This window comes from Kocuria marina, from assembly GCA_014652975.1.
GTDB lineage: Bacteria > Actinomycetota > Actinomycetes > Actinomycetales > Micrococcaceae > Kocuria > Kocuria marina.
The window spans coordinates 138,412-157,362 of sequence record BMZV01000003.1 but is presented as its reverse complement, the minus strand read 5'-3'; the positions used below and the strand labels follow the sequence as shown (position 1 = coordinate 157,362).

At 69.7% G+C, this 18,951-nt stretch carries 16 protein-coding genes and 1 riboswitch; of the genes, 13 read left to right on the top strand and 3 right to left on the bottom strand.

Annotation, left to right across the window (positions count from 1 at the left end):
• Positions 1-44 precede the first annotated feature (44 nt).
• The 7 genes from IE157_RS08465 to IE157_RS08435 all read left to right on the top strand — a co-directional run bounded on the left by IE157_RS08465 (position 45) and on the right by IE157_RS08435 (position 9,756).
• Positions 45-1,454: an acetyl-CoA C-acetyltransferase gene (locus tag IE157_RS08465; protein WP_193519719.1), complete on the top strand. Its 1,410-nt coding sequence runs from the start codon at positions 45-47 to the stop codon at positions 1,452-1,454.
• Positions 1,455-1,504: 50 nt separating this feature from the next.
• Positions 1,505-2,887, top strand: a complete 1,383-nt coding sequence (locus IE157_RS08460) for a 3-oxoacyl-ACP reductase (RefSeq protein ID WP_144931330.1) — start codon at positions 1,505-1,507, stop codon at positions 2,885-2,887.
• Positions 2,888-2,891: 4 nt separating this feature from the next.
• Positions 2,892-3,968 carry a MaoC/PaaZ C-terminal domain-containing protein gene (locus IE157_RS08455; RefSeq protein WP_193519718.1) on the top strand — a complete coding sequence of 359 codons (1,077 nt, stop codon included), beginning with the start codon at positions 2,892-2,894 and terminating at the stop codon, positions 3,966-3,968.
• 80 nt (positions 3,969-4,048) lie between these two features.
• Positions 4,049-6,343, top strand: coding sequence for an NAD-dependent DNA ligase LigA (ligA, locus tag IE157_RS08450; protein ID WP_193519717.1), 2,295 nt, complete (start codon positions 4,049-4,051; stop codon positions 6,341-6,343).
• Between the two features lie 8 nt (positions 6,344-6,351).
• The gene (locus IE157_RS08445) at positions 6,352-7,209 is read left to right on the top strand and encodes an inositol monophosphatase family protein (protein WP_193519716.1); all 858 of its coding nucleotides are present in this window, start codon (positions 6,352-6,354) and stop codon (positions 7,207-7,209) included.
• Between the two features lie 434 nt (positions 7,210-7,643).
• On the top strand, positions 7,644-8,384 hold the full coding sequence (locus tag IE157_RS08440; RefSeq protein ID WP_064846916.1) for a transglycosylase family protein: 741 nt from the start codon (positions 7,644-7,646) through the stop codon (positions 8,382-8,384).
• Between the two features lie 241 nt (positions 8,385-8,625).
• Positions 8,626-9,756, top strand: a complete 1,131-nt coding sequence (locus tag IE157_RS08435; RefSeq protein ID WP_193519715.1) for an NAD(P)/FAD-dependent oxidoreductase — start codon at positions 8,626-8,628, stop codon at positions 9,754-9,756.
• Here IE157_RS08435 and IE157_RS08430 read toward each other — a convergent pair.
• Complete coding sequence (locus tag IE157_RS08430; RefSeq protein WP_193519714.1) at positions 9,735-12,077, bottom strand: S9 family peptidase; 2,343 nt, start codon at positions 12,075-12,077, stop codon at positions 9,735-9,737. The two genes, IE157_RS08435 and IE157_RS08430, sit on opposite strands and share 22 nt — an antisense overlap.
• 68 nt (positions 12,078-12,145) lie before the next feature.
• Here IE157_RS08430 and IE157_RS08425 point away from each other — a divergent pair, with 68 nt between their 5' ends.
• Positions 12,146-12,910 (top strand): CPBP family intramembrane glutamic endopeptidase, encoded by a 765-nt coding sequence (locus IE157_RS08425; protein WP_318281400.1) that lies wholly within the window; start codon positions 12,146-12,148, stop codon positions 12,908-12,910.
• A gap of 51 nt (positions 12,911-12,961) precedes the next feature.
• On the opposite strand, the gene IE157_RS08420 is transcribed toward IE157_RS08425, so the two are convergent.
• Positions 12,962-13,600, bottom strand: coding sequence for a VOC family protein (locus tag IE157_RS08420; RefSeq protein ID WP_064846920.1), 639 nt, complete (start codon positions 13,598-13,600; stop codon positions 12,962-12,964).
• Between the two features lie 280 nt (positions 13,601-13,880).
• Between IE157_RS08420 and IE157_RS12895 the strand changes: the two genes are divergently transcribed.
• From IE157_RS12895 to metX, 4 genes are all read left to right on the top strand, one after another.
• Positions 13,881-14,186 carry a hypothetical protein gene (locus IE157_RS12895; RefSeq protein ID WP_206479746.1) on the top strand — a complete coding sequence of 102 codons (306 nt, stop codon included), beginning with the start codon at positions 13,881-13,883 and terminating at the stop codon, positions 14,184-14,186.
• A 75-nt stretch (positions 14,187-14,261) separates the two neighbouring features.
• Entirely contained in the window at positions 14,262-14,603 is a 342-nt protein-coding gene (locus IE157_RS12890) for a hypothetical protein (protein ID WP_318281399.1), read from the top strand.
• A riboswitch (SAM riboswitch) is annotated at positions 14,568-14,688 on the top strand. Its footprint overlaps the gene before it by 36 nt.
• Before the next feature lie 76 nt (positions 14,689-14,764).
• The gene (locus IE157_RS08410; RefSeq protein ID WP_098053327.1) at positions 14,765-16,153 is read left to right on the top strand and encodes a bifunctional o-acetylhomoserine/o-acetylserine sulfhydrylase; all 1,389 of its coding nucleotides are present in this window, start codon (positions 14,765-14,767) and stop codon (positions 16,151-16,153) included.
• Between the two features lie 2 nt (positions 16,154-16,155).
• Complete coding sequence (gene metX, locus IE157_RS08405; protein WP_064846922.1) at positions 16,156-17,313, top strand: homoserine O-acetyltransferase MetX; 1,158 nt, start codon at positions 16,156-16,158, stop codon at positions 17,311-17,313.
• Positions 17,314-17,369: 56 nt separating this feature from the next.
• Here the strand turns inward: metX and IE157_RS08400 are convergent, their stop codons facing one another.
• A complete protein-coding gene (locus IE157_RS08400; protein WP_064846923.1) occupies positions 17,370-18,218 on the bottom strand; it encodes an SGNH/GDSL hydrolase family protein in 849 nt (282 codons plus the stop codon).
• 75 nt (positions 18,219-18,293) lie between these two features.
• Here IE157_RS08400 and IE157_RS08395 point away from each other — a divergent pair, with 75 nt between their 5' ends.
• On the top strand, positions 18,294-18,947 hold the full coding sequence (locus tag IE157_RS08395; protein WP_193519713.1) for an alpha/beta hydrolase: 654 nt from the start codon (positions 18,294-18,296) through the stop codon (positions 18,945-18,947).
• The last annotated feature ends 4 nt before the right edge of the window (positions 18,948-18,951 follow it).

Below are 18,951 nucleotides of genomic sequence, written 5' to 3'. Positions count from 1 at the left end.
CCCGAGTGATCCAGATCGCATAAATTCCCCGAAAGGAACTACGCATGAGCGAGAACACGCAGAACACGGCACCGTCCACCCCGGCCACCGGAACCGGTTCCGGAGCCGCCAAGCGAGTTGCGGCCCCGGCCGCCTCCTCCGCGCCGCAGGGCGGAGCGACGGGAGCCCGCGCCGTCGTCGTGGCGGGCAACCGCATCCCCTTCTCCCGCGCGGGCGGGCCGTACGCGAACGCGTCCAACCAGGACATGCTGACCGCCGCGATCGACGGGCTCGTGGCCCGGACCGGGATCGCGGGCGAACGCCTGGGCGCCGTGGCGGCCGGTGCCGTGATCAAGCACTCCCGGGACTTCAACCTCACGCGCGAGTCCGTGCTGGGCTCTGCGCTGGACCCCGCGACCCCGGCCTACGACGTCCAGATGGCGTGCGCCACGGGCATGGAGACCGTGAGCTCGATCGCCAACAAGATCCGGCTGGGCCAGATCCGGGCCGGGATCGCCGGTGGTGTGGACTCGTCCTCGGACGCTCCCATCGCCGTGAGCGAGGGGCTGCGCCGCGCGCTGCTCAAGCTGCAGCGCGCCAAGACCACCGCCCAGAAGCTCAAGGCGTTCAAGGACCTGCGCCCGGGCGACCTCGCGCCGTCGGTGCCCTCGTCCGGTGAGCCGCGCACGGGCCTGAGCATGGGTGAGCACCAGGCGCTGACCACCCAGAAGTGGGGCATCACACGCGAGGCCCAGGACGAGTTGGCCGCGGCCTCCCACCAGCACCTGGCCGCCGCGTACGAGCGGGGCTTCTTCGACGACCTCGTGACCCCGTTCAAGGGTCTGACCAAGGACAACAACATGCGCCCGGACTCCACCGTGGAGAAGCTGGGCGGGCTGAACCCGGTGTTCGGCAAGAAGCTCTCCGGTGAGGCCACCATGACGGCCGGCAACTCCACGCCGCTCACGGACGGTGCCTCCACGGTGCTCATCTCGTCCGAGGAGTGGGCCGGTGAGCACCACCTGACCCCACTCGCCGAGGTCGTGGACAGCGAGGCCGCCGCGGTGGACTTCGTGACCGGCAACGAGGGCCTGCTCATGGCCCCGGCCTACGCCGTGCCGCGTCTGCTGGCCCGCCACGGCCTCACGCTGCAGGAGCTGGACCTCGTGGAGATCCACGAGGCGTTCGCCTCCACCGTGCTGTCGATCCTCGCCGCATGGGAGTCCCCGGAGTTCTGCAAGGACCGCCTGGGCCTGGACGCGCCCCTGGGCTCGGTGGACCGCGCCAAGCTCAACGTCAACGGGTCCTCACTCGCCACTGGGCACCCCTTCGCCGCCACGGGTGGTCGCATCGTTGCCTCCACCGCCAAGGAACTGGCCGCACGTGCCAAGGAGACGGGCAAGCCGCAGACAGCGCTGATCTCGGTGTGCGCCGCCGGTGGTCAGGGTGTGGCCATGCTGCTGCGCTCGGTCTAAGCGAGTTCACGGCCACGGCGAGACACCACGATTTCTGGGAGAGGACACAAGTGACGGACACATATCTGGACATGGTCAATTCGGGGCTGGGCAAGCAGCTCGCGGGCAAATTGGGCCTCCCGCGCCCGGTTACGCTGCGCCGGTTCACCGCGGACGGGGACTTCCCGAGCGGCTCCGTGCTCGTGCTCGGCCGGGGTGCGGCGGGCGACGCCGCGTCGTCGGCCCTGCTCGGCTGGGACCTGGACGTGCGCCGGCACGCTCAGGACGTGGACCGGGTGGGTGCGGTGGTGATCGACTACACGGAGGTCGACAGCCCCGCCGATCTCGCGGACGCCGCCCTCGAGTTGGCCTCGGCCGTGCGCAAGCTGCGCCCGGGCGGGCGGGTCATCACGTTGTCGCGACCGGCGCCCGGGATCGGGACCGGAGCGGCGTCGGGCACGCTGCCCGGCGCGCGGCAGTTGACCCCGTCGCAGGCCGCGGCGCGCCAGGGTGTCGTGGGCATGCTGCGCTCGATCGCCCAGGAGATGCGCGGCGGCGTGACCGCCAACGGCATCCTGCTCGCGGACGACGTCGCTGCGGACGCTCCCGGTGTCACGGGCGCCCTGCGCTTCTTCCTCTCGGGCCGCAGCGCGTACGTGGACGGGCAGTTCCTGACCGTGGGTGACGACCGCGGGGACGCGGACGTGGACTGGGTGCACCCCGTCGCGGGCAAGGTCGCAGTGGTCACGGGTGCCGCACGCGGGATCGGCGCGCAGGTCACGCGTACGCTCGCGGCCTCGGGCGCCACGGTCATCCCCGTGGACGTGCCCGCCGCCGGTGACGCGCTGAGCAAGCTCGCCAACGAACTGCGCGTGCCCGCGTTGCAGCTGGACGTCACGGACCCGCAGGCCGGACAGAAGATCCTGGACCTCGCGGTGTCCCGGTACGGCCGGCTGGACCTCGTGGTGCACAACGCGGGCATCACGCGGGACAAGATGCTCGCCAACATGGACCAGGCCAAGTGGGATTCCGTGATCGCGGTCAACATCGAATCGCAGTTGCGGATCACCGAGACCCTGCTCGCCTCCGATCAGCTGGGCCCGGCGCCGCGCATCGTGTGCCTCGCGTCCACGAGCGGCGTGGCGGGCAACCGCGGTCAGACCAACTACGCCGCCTCCAAGGCCGGGGTGATCGGTGCGGTGGCCGCCACGGCACCGCTGATCGCGGAGAAGGGCGGGACCATCAACGCCGTGGCTCCCGGGTTCATCGAGTCGGACATGACGGCCAAGATCCCGGCGGCCCGCCGCCAGATCTCCCGCCGGTTGAACTCCCTGCAGCAGGGCGGCACGCCGGAGGACGTGGCACAGGCCATCACGTTCCTGCTCTCGGACGCCGCCGGTGGGATCAACGGTCAGACGTTGCGCGTGTGCGGCCAGAGCCTCGTGGGAGCATGATCGTATGAGCACGCCTGACCCGGTCCTGCCCACCGTTCCCTCCGACTACGAACTCGTCCAGCCGGCGGGTTCGGTGAAGCTGCCCGCGCTGTACGCGTCCGCGGGGGCGCGCGCGGCGTCGTCGGCGGCTTCCGACGCCGCCGCTGCGGCCACGCACAAGGTGCTCCCGGCTCTGCACGACTCGCCCGTGGGGCGCGTGCTGCCCGGCGCGCTGCGTAAGTCCCGCACGGAACGCGTGGGGGCTGCCCTGCAGGTGCCGCGCGTGGCCCACGTCGTGGAGGACGTCAGCGCGGAACCCGAGTGGCACGAGAAGTTCTGCCGCGTGGTGCACGCAAGCACGCATCCCGTGGCCCCGGGGTCGCAGCACACCACGGTGTTCTCGGGTGCGCTGCACGCGCTCGCGTTCCCCGTGGCCATGTCGGTGCTCACGCGCAAGGACTTCCCCCTGCCCGTGCTGGGCATGGTGCACCTGAGCAACACCATCCGCCACGTCACGGACGTGGCCGTGGGGGAGCGGCTCACCGCCACGGCGTGGACCGAGAATTTGGGCACCCACCGGTCCGGGACCACGGTGGACGCCGTGGTGACACTGTCCCGCGAGGGCGGGTCCGTGGTCTGGGCCGGGCGCTCCACGTACCTGGCCAAGGGCGTGCACACCGCGATCGCGGACGAGGGCGCGCGCGTTCCCGAGGAGTCCTCCCACGCGCGCGCACCGTTCGATCCGCCGCAGCAGACCGCGCAGTGGGTCCTGGGCGCCGGGACCGGGCGGGAATACGCAGCGGTCAGCGGCGACTACAACCCCATCCACCTCTCCGACCCGTCCGCCAAGGCGCTCGGGATGAAGGGGGCGATCGCGCACGGGATGTACACGGCCTCGCGCGCGCTGGCGCTGACCGGCGTGCCCGCGGAGGTCCCCTTCGCGTGGTCCGTGGACTTCGCCGTCCCGGTGCAGCTGCCGACTACGGTGGCGGTCTCGGTGGACGACGACGGTCGGGGCGCCCACTGGCGCGGTTCCCGCGTCCTCGTGTGGGACCCCAAGCGGCAACGCCCACACGCGGAGGTCACGGTCACGGCCCTGTGACCGCTCGCTGATCCGCCTGACGAACGCCCCCGGGACCGAGGTTCCGGGGGTGTTCGTGTCTGTCGGTGGGGTGGGACACAATGGGGGGCGTGAGCACAGACAACGCGCGGCGGGCCACGGACGCCACGGGCCAGAGCCTCAATCCGGACGAGCCCAGCGAGGCACTGCGGGAGGAGTACGCCGATCTCGCGGACCGCGTCCGCGAAGCACGCACGGCGTACTACGTCCACGACCAACCCGTCATGTCGGACGCCGAGTACGACCGGTTGTACCGCTCCCTCGAGGAGTTCGAGGCCCTGCATCCCGAACTCAAGGCGAACGATTCCCCCACGCAGGAGGTGGGCGGTGACATTTCCGCGGCGTTCAGCGCCGTGAAGCACCTCGAGAAGATGTACTCGCTCGAGGACGTCTTCTCCACGGACGAGCTCGTGGCGTGGTTGACCCGCGCCCAGCAGCAGGTCGAGCAGTTGCCGGGTGCGCCCACCGTGGCGTGGTTGAGCGAGGTCAAGATCGACGGCCTGGCCGTGAACCTGCTGTACCGCAACGGTGTACTCGTGCGGGCCGCCACGCGCGGGGACGGCACCACGGGTGAGGACATCACCCACAACGTGGCCACCATCAAGACCATCCCGCAGCGGCTGACCGGTGAGGACTTCCCCGAAGAGGTCGAGATCCGCGGCGAGGTGTTCATCTCATCCAAGGATTTCCGCGCCCTCAACGAGGCCATCGTGGAAGAAGGCCGTGCGCCGTTCGCGAACCCCCGTAACGCCGCGGCGGGGTCCCTGCGCCAGAAGGACCCGCAGGTCACCGCGCGGCGGCCGCTGTCCATGTTCGTGCACGGCATCGGGTTCTCCCGCGGTTTCGAGCTGGAGACGCAGTCGCAGGCGTACGACGTCCTGCGGGACTGGGGACTGCCCGTGAGCCCGTACTCCCGGGTCCTGGACTCGATGGAGAAGGTGCTCGAGTTCATCGCCGAATACGGCGAGAAGCGTCACAGCCTGCTGCACGAGATCGACGGCATCGTGATCAAGGTGGACGACCGCCGCACGCAGTTCCGGCTCGGCTACACCTCCCGCGTCCCCCGGTGGGCCGTGGCGTACAAGTACCCGCCGGAGGAGGTCAACACGAAACTCGTGGACATCTTGGTCAACGTGGGTCGTACCGGTCGCGTCACGCCCTTCGGGCTCATGGACCCGGTGCGCGTGGCGGGTTCCACCGTGGAGATGGCCACCCTGCACAACCAGGACGTGGTCAAGGCCAAGGGCGTGCTCATCGGGGACACCGTGGTGCTGCGCAAGGCCGGTGACGTCATCCCGGAGATCGTGGGGCCCGTCGTCGCACTGCGGGACGGCACGGAGCGGGAATTCGTGATGCCCACCGAGTGCCCGTCGTGCGGCACGCCCCTGCGTCCCGCCAAGGAGGGGGACGTGGACATCCGCTGCCCCAATGCGGAGACGTGCCCGTCCCAGCTCAAGGAGCGCGTCAACCACGCGGCGGGTCGCGGGGCCTTCGACATCGAGGCCCTGGGCGAGGAAGCGGCCAAGGCCCTGACCCAACCCGTTCCCCAGGACGCACCGGACGGCACCGAGTTCTCCGTGCCCCCGCTGCGCAACGAGGCCGGGTTGTTCGATCTCACGCCGGAGGACCTCAAGGAGGTGAAGGTGTGGCGGGACTCCCGGCGCACCGTCACGGACAAGGAGACGGGGGAGAAGACCCAGCGGGTCACCCCCGAACTCGTCCCGTACTTCTGGACCAAGCCCACCAAGAACAAGCCGAGCGTGCCCTCCAAGACCACGGAGATCATGTTCCAGCAGATGGAACAGGCCAAGGACACCGACCTGTGGCGGGTCCTCGTGGCGCTGTCCATCCGCCACGTGGGTCCCACGGCCGCGCGCTCGCTGGCCACGTCCCTGCGCAGCATGGACGCGATCCGCTCGGCGGACCTGGACACGCTCGCGGGCACGGACGGGGTGGGCCCCATCATCGCGCAGGCCGTCATCGAGTTCTTCGAGGAGCCGTGGCGGTGTGAGGTCGTGGACCGCTGGGCCGCCGCGGGTGTGCGCATGGAGGAAGAGGTGGACGAGTCCACCCCCCGCACACTTGAGGGAGTCACCGTGGTGGTCACGGGATCGCTCGAGGCCTACAGCCGGGACTCCGCGAAGGAGGCCATCCTGAAACGCGGCGGCAAGGCGTCCGGGTCGGTGTCCAGGAAGACGGCGTTCCTGGTGGCCGGCGAGAACGCGGGTTCCAAGCTCGACAAGGCGGAGTCCCTCGGGGTTCCCGTGCTGGACGAGGCCGGTTTCGAGCGCTTGCTCGCGCAAGGCCCGTCGGCGTTCGACGACGCCGCTGCATCCCACGACAACGCGGGGAAGTGAGACGCGAGATGGCGGATGCACTGGAAGGGCTGGGTCCGGGGTCGGACGAACTGCAGGAGCTGTTGGAGGTCGCGCTGCGCGCCGCACAGGCCGGGGCCGACGTCCTGAGCGGTCGTGACAGCGCCGAGTTCCACGCACAGACCAAGTCCTCGGACGGCGACTGGGTGACGTCCTTCGACGTCGCCGCGGAGGAGGCTGTGAGCGCCGTCCTGCGCCGTGAACGGCCCCGGGACGCCATCACGGGGGAGGAATCGGGAACGTACGTGCCCGAGCACCGCAGCCCCGTGCGGTGGTCGGTGGACCCGCTGGACGGGACCACCAACTTCATCCGGGACATCGTGTACTACGCCACCTCCGTGGCCGCGTGCGACGAGCACGGGAACTGGCTCGTAGGGGTCGTGAACGCCCCCGCTCTCGGGCGGATCTATTACGGCGTCGCAGGCTTGGGTGCGTGGGTCCGGCGTGACGGACGGGACACGAGGCTCACGGGTCCGGTCCCCGCCCGCCGGGGCGCGCTCTACGGCACGGGTTTCTCGTACGACCCCGCCGTGCGGCGTGAGCAATTCGGTTCTTTCCTGGACACTATGGAGAACTTCTCGGACATGCGGCGCCTGGGAGCGGCCTCCCTGGATCTCTGCATGGTGGCCGACGGCATCCTGGACGGTTACTCCGAACGTGGACTGCACGAGCACGACTGGGCGGCCGGCGCATTGATCGCCCACGAGGCCGGGGCGGTGGTGCAGCGCCCCGATCTGCCCGTTACACCGGCGCTGAGTGAGCAAGAACACTCAGCGGGCAGTGCGATCGCGAACGCATACGAAAAGGCCCGCGTGACCAGTGTGATCGCGGCCTGGGCCCCGCGCTGAGTAATGGTAATCACACCGTTATCGGTTGGCAATCACACCGTTATGCAAGCCGGGAACCCGGGTCGGGTTGACCCGTTCGTCGCGGGTGGCCTAGCGTGGCCGGAGTTGATCGGCCGTGGTGGCCGTGATACGTGTCCGCGACTGGGGGTGTCCCCAGAAACGGGATAACGAAAAAGTAACTTTCTGCTTGGCAATGCCAGGAACGTTACGTTATCGTTATTATCAACTTCCTCAGCGGACTTTCGTGAGCGGAAGTTCGCTTCCGGGCCCGCTCGATCCGTGGCTCGGCTTGTGCTGGATGTTGCCGCAACACCGTACGTCGTCTGTATGGCAGCATTCCGTAGTTTCTACCCCTAACACTAACTGTCAAGGGTGGACGACGGCGCGAAGACACCCAGGGATGGGAACGAGCGTAGGTGGCCTTACGGAGCATAATGAAGACTTCAACCGCTATTCGCCGTGGTGCCGCTGCTGTCCTGATGGGCGGCGTGGCCGTGGGCGCGTTCGCCGTTCCCGCCAACGCCGCTCCCAGCCTTGACGCGATCAAGCAGTGCGAGTCCGGTGGAAACTACCAGGCGCACAACGCTTCCTCCGGTGCCTCGGGTGCCTACCAGTTCCTGACCTCCACCTGGCAGAGCATGGGCGCCATCACCGCTGGCTACGCCAACGCCGCCGATGCTCCCGCCCACGTGCAGGACGCTGCTGCGGCTGCGCTGATGGAGCGTTCCGGCCCGAGCCAGTGGGAGTGCTCCGGCATGATTTCCGGCGGTTCTTACACCGCTCCGGTTACCGCTTCCGTGGCCCCGCAGTCTTCCTCCGTCCAGAAGGCTGCTCCGGTTGAGCAGGCTGCCCCGGTGCAGCAGGCTGCTCCCGCTCCAGTCCAGCAGGCCGCGCCCGTGAAGCAGGCGGCACCGGTGCAGCAGGCTGCTCCGGTGCAGCAGGCTGCCCCCGTGGCCCAGGCTCCGGCCGTGACCTACTCCGCTCCCGCGGCTCCCGTGCAGCAGGCCGCTCCCGCCGCCGGCACCTACACCGTGCAGGCCGGGGACACCCTGGGCACCATCGCCAACAAGCTGGGTGTCAACGGTGGCTGGCAGGCCCTGTTCGCCGCCAACTCCGGCACCGTGGCGGACGCCAACCTGATCTTCCCGGGCCAGGTTCTGAACATCCCCGCCTGATCCAGGCACTCATCGCTTGCGATGACCGGGTGATGCGGAGGACCGAGGTCCGCCGCTGACCCCTCGAAGCCCCGCCCCGCACCGATCCCGGTGTGGGGCGGGGCTTTGTCGTACCCGGAACCGGCCCGGATCCCACGGTGTGGGCTGTCACGCCACGGCATCCTGCGGGGCCCCGATTGCCGAGCCGGAGGATTCCTCGCCGGCTTCCGGGATGCGACCGGTGGGGTGCCACAATGAGGTCATGACGACTGAGATCGCGATCATCGGAGCAGGCATCGCCGGATTGTCCGCGGCCTCGGAGCTGGCGGAACACCGGGGGACTGGTGAGGGAATCCTCGTGTTGGAGGCGGAACGGGACGCGGCAATGCACACGTCCTCCCGGTCCGCGCAGCAACTGATCCCGAGCTACGGTCCGGAACCGGTGCTCGAGCTCACCCGCTGGAGCATTGCCCGGTTGCTCGAAGCTGGCAACTATCTGGCGGCTCCGCTCGCGTGGCCCAGCTCGTTCGTCGTCGCCGGCTCGCCCGAGGACGTGGCCGCCATGACCGTTCCCGGGCTGCGTACCCTTGAGGGCGCCGAACTGTTCGAGCTGTGCCCCGAACTGCGGGTAAACCCGCAGCGCTTCCGGACCGCAGCCGTGGACGAGTCCGCCGTGCGCACGGATGCCACCGCCCTCGTGGCATGGCATCGCGAGCGAGCGCTGGCAGCCGGCGTCGAGATCCGGACGAACAGCCGCGTGACCGATGCCAGGCGGGCCGGGGACCTGTGGGAGCTGACCCTCGACGCCGCCCCGCCGAAGACCGTGCGTGCCGCCACGGTCGTCAATGCCGCGGGTGCGTGGGCGGACGAGGTGGGAGCGCTGTTCGGCGCGGCGCCCCAGGGATTACGGCCTCTGCGGCGCACGGCGGCCCTCGTGACCTTGGCCGAGCCCATGCCGCCGGAACACCCCATGGTCGACGATGCCGCCGAGGACTGGTACTACCGCCCCGACGCCGCGGGCGCCATGATCTCGCTCGGGGAGGCCGAACCCAGCGAACCGTGCGACGCCCAACCGCACGAGGGCGCCGTCGCCGGGCTGATCGCCACGATCGAGCGGGAGACCAGCCTGCGGATCACGGGCGTGGTCAAGGCGTGGACCGGACTGCGCACGGAGCGTCCGAGCGACGTCCCCGTGTGCGGCTGGGACCCGGTGGCACCGGGTATGTTCTGGCTCGCGGGGCAGGGCGGGTACGGGTTCCAGACGAGTTCGGCACTCGCCAGGGCCGCCGCGGAACTGGTGCTGCGCGGTGAGGTGGGGGACTGGCTCAGCCCCGCCACCCGCGATGCCCTGGCCCCGGACGGCTCCCCCGATCAGTCCGCGACCCCCAGGTAGCGCGCGAGCCACGCGTACTCCCAGGCGGTGTCCTTCCACTGCGAGTAGCGCCCGGACGCGCCACCGTGGCCGCCCGCCATCTCACAGCGCAGCACCACGGTCTCCGGGTGCCGGGCACGAGTGCGCAGGGCGGCGACCCACTTGGCCGGTTCCACGTACAGCACGCGGGTGTCGTTGAGGCTCGTGACCGCCAGGACGGGCGGGTAGTCCGCGTCCCGGAGGTTCTCGTAGGGGGAGTACGAACGCATGTACTCGTAGACCTCGGCCGAGTCCACGGGGTTGCCCCACTCCTCCCACTCGAGGGCGGTGAGCGGCAGCTCGGGCATGAGCATGGACGTCAGCGGGTCCACGAACGGGACCGCCGCGAGCGCCGCACAGTACAGCTCGGGCGCGAGGTTGAGCACGGCTCCCACGAGCAGGCCGCCGGCCGAGCCACCCATCACGGCGATCCGCTGGGCGTCCACGTCCGGGCGGGTGGCGAGGTGGCGGGTGACGGCCACGTAGTCGGTGAACGTATTGGTCTTGGTGTCCTTCTTACCGTTCTCGTACCACCCGCGGCCGAGTTCGCCACCGCCGCGCACGTGCGCGACCGCCCAGATCACGCCCCGGTCCAGCAGCGACAACCGGGACACGGAGAAGCCGGGGTCCGTGCTGATCTCGTAGGACCCGTAGGCGTACAGGAGCACGGGAGCGGGGCGGGTGGGGTCCAGGTCCGCGCGGCGCACGATGCTCACGGGGATCCGGGTCCCGTCCTCGGTCACGGCCCAGTCCCGTTCCACGGTGTAGTCCTGGCTGCGGTACCCGCCCAGCACGGTGGCCTCGCGCCGCAGGACGGGCTCGCCCACGCCGTACTCGTTCGTCCCGGACTCGCCGGGTTCGGCCGTGGGGATGTCGTAGACGCGCGGCGGCGTCACGAAGGACGTGTAGGACACCCGCACCACGGGGTTCTCGTACTCCGCGGAGAGCACGCCACTCGTGTAGAGCTCCTCGTCGAACGCGGCCTCGGCCCCGTCCAGCAACGACGGCGACGCCGCACCGGCCGCCGCGCTCGACGCCGCGGCGTCGTCCGAGTCCGCAAGGCGTCCTGAGCCCGTGTCCGATGTCGAGGGCACTGCCTCGCGTGGGCCCGCAACGATCTCGTCCACCGCGCGGCGCGGGATCAGGCGGACCCGGGGCGTGGTGTCCGCGCGCAGGGCCACGACCAGGTGGGTGGCGGTGGGAACACAGGACTCGATCCGCACGTCCTCCGACGCCGGGATGACGTCCGTGAGCTCGAGGTCCGCGAGGGCACGGCCCGCGTGCCCGAGCGGCATGAGGCTCACCCGGCCGTTGGGGGCGTGCGCGTCGTGGGTCAGGAGCACGTAGTCCTGGCCGGCCACCGTGAGGGGTTCCACCTCGTAGAGCACCCGGTCCTCGCGCGAGATCATGACGCGCCAGGGCAGGGAAGCCGGCCCAGCGGCGTCGTCGGACGCATCGGCGACCGGCTCATCCGTGGGGGAGTCGGCCAGCTCGGTCAACGGCAGGATCCGGTACTCGCTGTACTCCGAGCAGGACGAGGACAGCATGAGCCACTGCTTGTCCGCGGAGAGCTCGGCCCCGAGCCACAGACCGGGGTCGTCCTCCTGGAACAGCAGCTCGTCGGAGGATGCGTCCCGGCCGATGACGTGCCGGTACACGCGCCACGGCCGCCAGGACTCGTCCACGACGATGTAGATCAGCTGGGAGGCGTCCGGTGTGAGGAACGCGCCGTACGAGGTCTGCTCGATCCGGTCCGCGAGCAGTTGTCCCGTGGCGAGATCCTTGACCTGGATCGTGAACCGTTCGTCACCTGCGGTGTCCTCGGACCAGGCCAACCTGGAGCCGTCCTCCGACACGCTGAAGGCGCCCAGCGCGTAGAAGTCGTGCTCCTGGGATGCGGCGTTAGCGTCCAGGAGGGTTTGTTCGCCGTCCAGTGCGGTGCCCGGTTCCACGGTGGGCGGTGTCCACTGCGCGGGGTCGGTGACCGGGACGCGGCAGAAGATCTGGTGGGCGCCGCCCTCGACCGTGCGCGTGAAGTACCACCAGTCCCCGCGACGCGACGGCACGGACAGGTCCGTCTCGAGCGTGCGGTCCTTGATCTCCCCGTAGATCCGCTCGCGCAGGGGCGCCAGATCCTCGGTCGTGGCCTCCGCGTAGGCGTTCTCGGCGTCCAGGTGCGAGCGCACCTCGGGGGAGTCCTTGTCCCGGAGCCACTCGTAGGGATCGGCGAAGGTGTGCCTGTGGAACGTGCGTTCCACCGGGCGGCTCGGGGCCACGGGATAGGACAGCTGCTCGGAAGTCATGCCCACAGTCTAGGGACGAGTGGGGACGCGCAGACGTGGTCCCGCTCGCGAGCGGCCACAATGGTCCCGTGCAGACTCCCACCCCTTCGCAGCGCGGCATGTCGCGCGCCGACACGTGGCTTCAGATCGTCCTGGTGCTCGGCGTGTCCCTCGGGGCGTCCGCGGTTTACGCCGTGCTGGATCTGGCCGAGGTGCTCATGCGGTCCTCGCTGGCCGACACCACGACGACGCTCAACCGGCCCCTGAGCAGCGTCCCCCTGATCGACGCGTTGCGCCAGCTCACGGGCATCGGCTTCGCGCTCGTCCCCGTGCTGCTGGCCCTGTACCTCATGGCCGGGGTGGCGCGGGGGATCCCCGGCGTGCTGTGCAGGATCGGGGTGGATGGGCGCAGACCCGCGTGGGACACGCTGTGGGGAATGGGCCTGTTCGCGGTGATGGGCGGCGGCACCCTGGTGCTCTATCAGGTGGGTCGGTCCCTGGGGATCACCGCGCAGATCACCACATCCACCATGGAGCAGACCTGGTGGGCGGTTTCTTTGCTCGTGCTCTCCGCGCTGCGCCACTCGATCGTGGAAGAGATGATCGTGGTGGCGTTCCTGTGCGAGCGCTTGCGATCCCTCGGATGGTCGTGGTGGCTCGTGGCGGTGGCCTCCGCGGTGGTGCGGGCCAGCTATCACCTGTACCAGGGGTTCGGACCCACGCTCGGGAACCTGGTCATGGGACTCGTGTTCGTGTGGCTCTACCGCCGCGGCGGTCGACTCATGCCGCTGCTGATCGCCCACGCCCTCCTGGACACCGTGGGCTTCCTGGCCCCGCAACTGCTCGCGGGCTGATGCCGGAGACCGGGCGGAGCGGCGTCGTCGGCCGCACCGAAGGGAACCAGATCAAATGGTGACGGTGCCGTCCGGGGTGTCGAACGAGACGGCCATGACCCCGGGGGTGCCGTTGGGGGCGCACCAGGTGACGTCCAGCGAGCCCAGGACGTCCTCCACGGGACCGCCGAGCCACTCCGTGACGCGGTCGGGGGAGCCGGCGATCTCCATCCCGCTCAACCGGACGTCCGTGATCCGCGCCTGGGACGGGTGCATCTCGTCCTCGGAATCGAAGTGCACCATGAACGGCAACTGCGGGTCGGAGATCAAACCCTTCACGCCGATCTGATGCCATTCGAGCTGCCGACCGTCGGGGAACAACCGGCCACCGGGCACGGAGGGGCGGCCCAGCTTGGCCTCGAAGGGCGCGAGGTCGGGGACCTCTACGACCCAGCCGAGCCAGCCGCCGCCGGCGTCGGAACGGGCACGGACGGCCTGACCGAACGGCGCCTTCTCCGCGGCGGGGTGCTCGAGCACCGTGACGACCTCCACGTACTGGTGGTCGGTGAGCGGCAGGATCATGTTCCGGGTGCCGAAACGGGGGTGCACACCGCCCTTGACCGGTTCGATCCCCAACCGGTTCGCGATGCGTTCGGTGGTGGCCTCGAGGCCGTCGGGCTGAGCCGCGAAGGAAACGTGATCCAAGTTCATGACGCCATGGTGGCACCGGCCACACGGGCCACCAAATCGAGCGCGAGCCCGGCGAGTGTGTGACCTGCGCCGCCCGTTCCGGTGGGCAGGGCCGGCTCTCCGCACCTCCCGAGACCTGGCATCGGGACGGCTGATTCGGGCGGGGACTGTGTTGGTCCAGGTCAACGAGACGCGCGTCTCAGAGGCTGGAGTTCGCAGCATCAGCCGGGGAGTCTCCGACCGAACCCTCGCTATATGACCTGAGACCGATATCGATCCCGATCACTACGAGGTGGTTCCCGTGTCCGCAAATGCCGTCGGTTTCACACTCCTGATCCTCCGAGTCGCCCTGTTCCTGGGGAAGTTCGTGCGCGTCAAGGTGGGTTGGGTCCAGAGCCTGTTCCGCAGCGACGAGTACTACCCCGCCGGCACCATGACCAGCCGCCCGTCCTCCGTGGAACCGTTCTCCCGGCACATGTCCATCGCGGCCGTGGTTGGCGGCGTTCACCATCCTGGCGGTGGTCGGCATCGCGTTCAACGTGGCCATTTTCCTGTGGTTGGCACCCCGCATCATCGGTCGCTATTGGTTCGGGCGCGGTATCGGTGACTTCCACCCGTCCATGGGTGTGACCGCCACCGGGCTGATCCTCATGCGCGTGGTGGACCCGGAGGCCAAGACCCGGTGTTCGAGGCGTTCGGTGACAAGCAGCTGGTGTTCGAACCGTTCTTCGGGGGCGGGTTGGTCACGGCGCTGGCCATCCCCGTCATCTACCTGACCGGTGTGGGGCCGTTGTTCTTCGTGATGCTCGCGGTGTTCGTGATCGCGGTGCTCACGGGTCTGTTCTACTTCCATCCACGTGAGACGAAGGACCGGGAACTGCACACCCGGGAGATGGAACAGCAGGAACGAGCGGCCACTGACCACGAGCCCGCTCGCAGCGTCCCCGGCTTGACTCCCGCCCCGCCGGGTTCGGACAATGAGGTAATAGGTCACGAGAGTCAGCGCGAAGCCCCAGCTAGCTGACCGGCAACCCTCCCTTCCGCGGTGGGGTGCCCTGGGTGAGGACCTGGCCGTGGCGTCGACCGACGTCGTGCGGCAAGCGCGGGTCATTGGTGCCCGGTCACAGCACGGGCACCGTGCGGATCGCCACCGGACCCCTGATCCTTCCGAGAAGGAGTACGGCCATGAGCACCGCTCCCACCCCCGACAATCCCCAGGGCTGGTCGTTCGAGACCCGACAGATCCACGCGGGCCAGAACCCCGACCCTGTGACCGGGTCGCGCGCCCTGCCGATCCACCAGACCACGTCCTTCGTGTTCCCGGACGCCCGCACGGCGGCGGCCCGGTTCGCGCTTGAGGAGATGGGTCCCATCTACTCGCGCCTGACCAACCCCACCACGGAGGTCGTGGAGAACCGGGTCGCGTCCCTCGAGGGCGGCGTGGGGGCCCTGATGGTCTCCTCCGGGCAGGCCGCGGCCACGCTCGCGATCCTCAACCTGGGCGGCGCCGGAACCCACGTGGTGGCCAGCCCGTCCCTGTACGGCGGGTCGTACAACCTGCTCAAGCACACGCTGCCGCGCATGGGCGTGGAGACCACGTTCGTCTCGGACCCGGACAATCCCGCGCAGTGGCGGGACGCGGTGCGCGAGAACACCGTGGCGTTCTTCGGTGAATCCATCCCGAACCCCCGCAACGACGTGCTCGACATCGAGACGATCGCCGGGATCGCCCACGAGGCGGGTGTCCCGCTCATCGTGGACAACACGATCGCCACGCCCTACCTGGTGCGGCCCATCGAGTGGGGCGCGGACATCGTGCTGCACTCGGCCACCAAGTTCCTGGGCGGCCACGGCACGGCGATCGGCGGGTTCATCGTGGACACCGGAGCGTTCGACTACTCGCGGGACCCCGAGCGCTTCCCCGGTTTCAACCAGCCGGACGAGACGTACAACGGGCTCGTCTACGCCCGCGATCTCGGTGCGGACGGGGCCTTCGGCGTCAACCTCTCGTACATCCTCAAAGCGCGTGTGCAGTTGCTGCGCGATCTGGGGACCTCGATCTCTCCGTTCAACGCGTTCTTGATCGAGCAGGGCATCGAGACGCTGTCGTTGCGCATGGAACGTCACGTGGCCAACGCGCAGAAGGTCGCCGAGTGGCTCGAGGCCCGCCCCGAGGTGCGCTCGGTGTCCTACGCCGGTCTCGAGTCCTCGCGCTGGCACGACCGCGCCCTGAAGTACGCGCCCAACGGTGCCGGGTCGGTGCTCGGTTTCGTGCTCGACGGCGGCCGGGACGCCGGTGTCGCGTTCGTGGACGCCCTGAGCCTGCACTCCAACGTGGCGAACATCGGCGACGTGCGCTCGCTCGTGATTCACCCCGCCTCCACGACGCACGCCCAGCTCAAGGACGAGGAGCAGCTCGCGGCCGGCGTGGAACCGGGATTCGTGCGGCTGTCCGTGGGTGTCGAGGGCATCGACGACATCCTCGCGGACCTCGAGTCCGGATTCGCCGCGGTGGGTGCGCGCGGCGACGCTGCCGGCGACGCGGCGTCGTCGGCGGAGGACACGGGGAACTGACCATGACGGTCGTGGGCAACGGGCCGCGCACGCGGCGCGACGGCGTCGTACGGCGGGCCGAACTCGGCGAGCTCGTGCTCGAGTCCCGGTTCCGGCTGCCGGACGTGCACCTCGCGTACGAGACGTGGGGCGAGCTCGCGGCGGACGGTTCCAACGCGGTGCTGATCGAGCACGCGCTCACGGGTGACACGCACGTGGCGCGCGGTGGTGCGGGGCATGAGGACGCCGCGAGCGCTCCCGAGGGCGCGGCCGCCGCGGCGGACGGTTGGTGGGACGGACTCGTGGGCCCGGGTGCCGCGATCGACACGGACCGCTACTTCGTGGTGTGCGCCAACATCCTGGGTGGGTGCTACGGCAGCACGGGACCCGCGAGTCCCGCACCGGACGGCGTCCCGTGGGGCTCGCGTTTCCCGCGCGTGACCGTGCGGGACTCGGTGACCGCGGAGGCCCTGCTCGCTCGGGCGCTCGGAGTCTCCCGGTGGCGGCTCGTGATCGGCGGGTCCATGGGCGGGGCGCGCGCCCTCGAGTGGGCCGTGTCCCACCCGGATCGGGTGGCCGCGTGCGCCGTGATCGCGGCCAACGCGCGCGTGGGTGCCGAGCAGCTCGCGTGGGGACAGGCACAGTCGCTCGCGATCCGCCAGGACCCGAACTTCCGGGGCGGCGACTACTACGCGGGCGAGTACCCGGAGGCGGGTCTGGGGCTCGCGCGGCGGATCGCGCACATCACCTATCGCAGCGCGCACGAGCTGGAGACGCGCTTCGGCCGCGACCCCCAACCCCGTGAGGACCCCGAGGCCACCCACGTCGCGGACCGCGGTCGGTACCAGGTGGAGAGCTACCTGGACCACCAGGCGTCCAAACTCGCGGGCCGCTTCGACGCGAACTCGTACCTGAGTGTCAACGAGACCTTGATGTCGCACGACGTCGCTCGGGGCCGCGGCGAGCTACGGGACGTCCTCGCCCGCACCCGGTGCGAGTGGCTCGTGGCCGCGGTGGACTCCGATCGGTTGTTCTTCCCCTCGGAATCCGCCGAACTCGTGGCTGCGCTGCCGGGGGAGCAGGAGCTGCACACGATCACGTCCCCGAGCGGGCACGACGGGTTCCTCATCGAGACCCCGCAGGTGGGCATGTTGCTGCGGGAGACCGTGCTGCGGGACTGAGCAGGGAGCCCTGACGGGCCGGCCTGGCCGGGGAGACCCAGTGGGCCCGGGCCGGCTCAGCCCTCCCGGTCCTCGCCGGGAATGCCCTCGCCCGCACCGGGGATCGTGGTGCGCCCGAACGAAGGGCGCTTGGCGGTGATGTTGTCCCCGGAGCTGCGACGCCGGATCCGGCGGCCGACCCACGGGACCAGGTACTTCCCGGCCCACACGAGGTCCTCGCGACGCGCCTCGCGCCACGTGCGCACGGGACGGTCCCCGAGCTCGCCGGGGACCAGGTCGTGCTCGACCCCCAGGGAGTCCAGGACCTCGCACGCGATGAGCTGGTGGCCCAGGGGCGAGAAGTGCAACCGGTCCGGTGCCCACATGGCAGGTTCCCCCAGTTGCTGCAGTCCCCAGAGGTTCACCATCACGGCGTCGTGCCGGGCGGCCACCACGCGCAGGTTCTCGTTGAAGATCGCCACGCGCCCGCGGATGCTGCGCAGCACGGGGGTGTTGCCGATGTCCGGGCCGTCGAACATCGTGACCGTGGCACCCGTGGCGGCGAGTTTCTCGATCACGGCGTCGAGCCGCACCGCGATGTCGTCCGGATCCGCACCGGGTCGCAGCATGTCGTTGCCGCCCGCGCTGATGGTCACGAGGTCCGGGCGCAGTTCGATGGCCGGTTCCAGCTGTTCGTCCACGATGCCCTGGAAGAGCCGACCGCGAATCGCGAGGTTGGCGTACGCGAAGTCGTCGGTGTGGCGCGCGAGCTCCTCGGCCACGCGATCGGCCCAACCGCGCACACCGCCGGGTACGGCGTCGTCGGGATCGCCGACGCCCTCCGTGAAAGAATCGCCGATCGAGACCATGCGGTGCCAAGGGTGCTTCGGGTCGGAGGGGGCTCGGGAGTGAGTGCTCTTATCCATACCCGGTTTCTAACACACCCGCCTGAACGACTCAGGCCCGCGGGCAGTGCCGGGTGGGCATGTCAGGATGGAACCATGCAGCAAGCTCCCCACGTGATCTGGAACAACGAACCGCAGGACCGCGCCGGAACACCCTTGGTGGTCATGTTCCACGGCTACGGTTCGTACGAGGAAGACCTCATGGCCCTGAGCTTCGCGCTACCGCAGGGCTACACGTACGCGTCCGTGCGCGCACCGCAGCGTGCGGGCATGGGGTTCCAGTGGTTCCCGCTGGCCGCAGATCTCGCGTTCACCACGGACGCCGTGGTCGCCGCGGCCGAGGCCGTGATCGAGTGGTTGCGCGAAGAGTCCCAGCAGCACACGCACGTCTTCCTACTGGGGTTCTCCCAGGGCATGGCCATGGCCACGACCGTGGCGCGTCACGTCCCCGAGCTCGTGGACGCCGTCGTGGGGATGTCCGGGTTCGTGATCCGCGTGGCGCCAGACGACGCCCAAGCTGATTTCTTCCGGGACGACCGGCTGCGCGCCGAGCCGCTGCGCATGTTCTGGGGCCGGGACCCGGAGGACCCCGTGATCACCTCGGTGCTCGTAGACGGCACCGCCGAGTGGGCCAACGATCACACCGAGCTGACCAAGATCCAGTACCGGGGCATCGGTCACGGGGTCTGCCCGGAGGAACTCGCGCACATTAAGGAGTATCTCCAGGCCGCCGTGGACGCGACCTCGTAGGGCG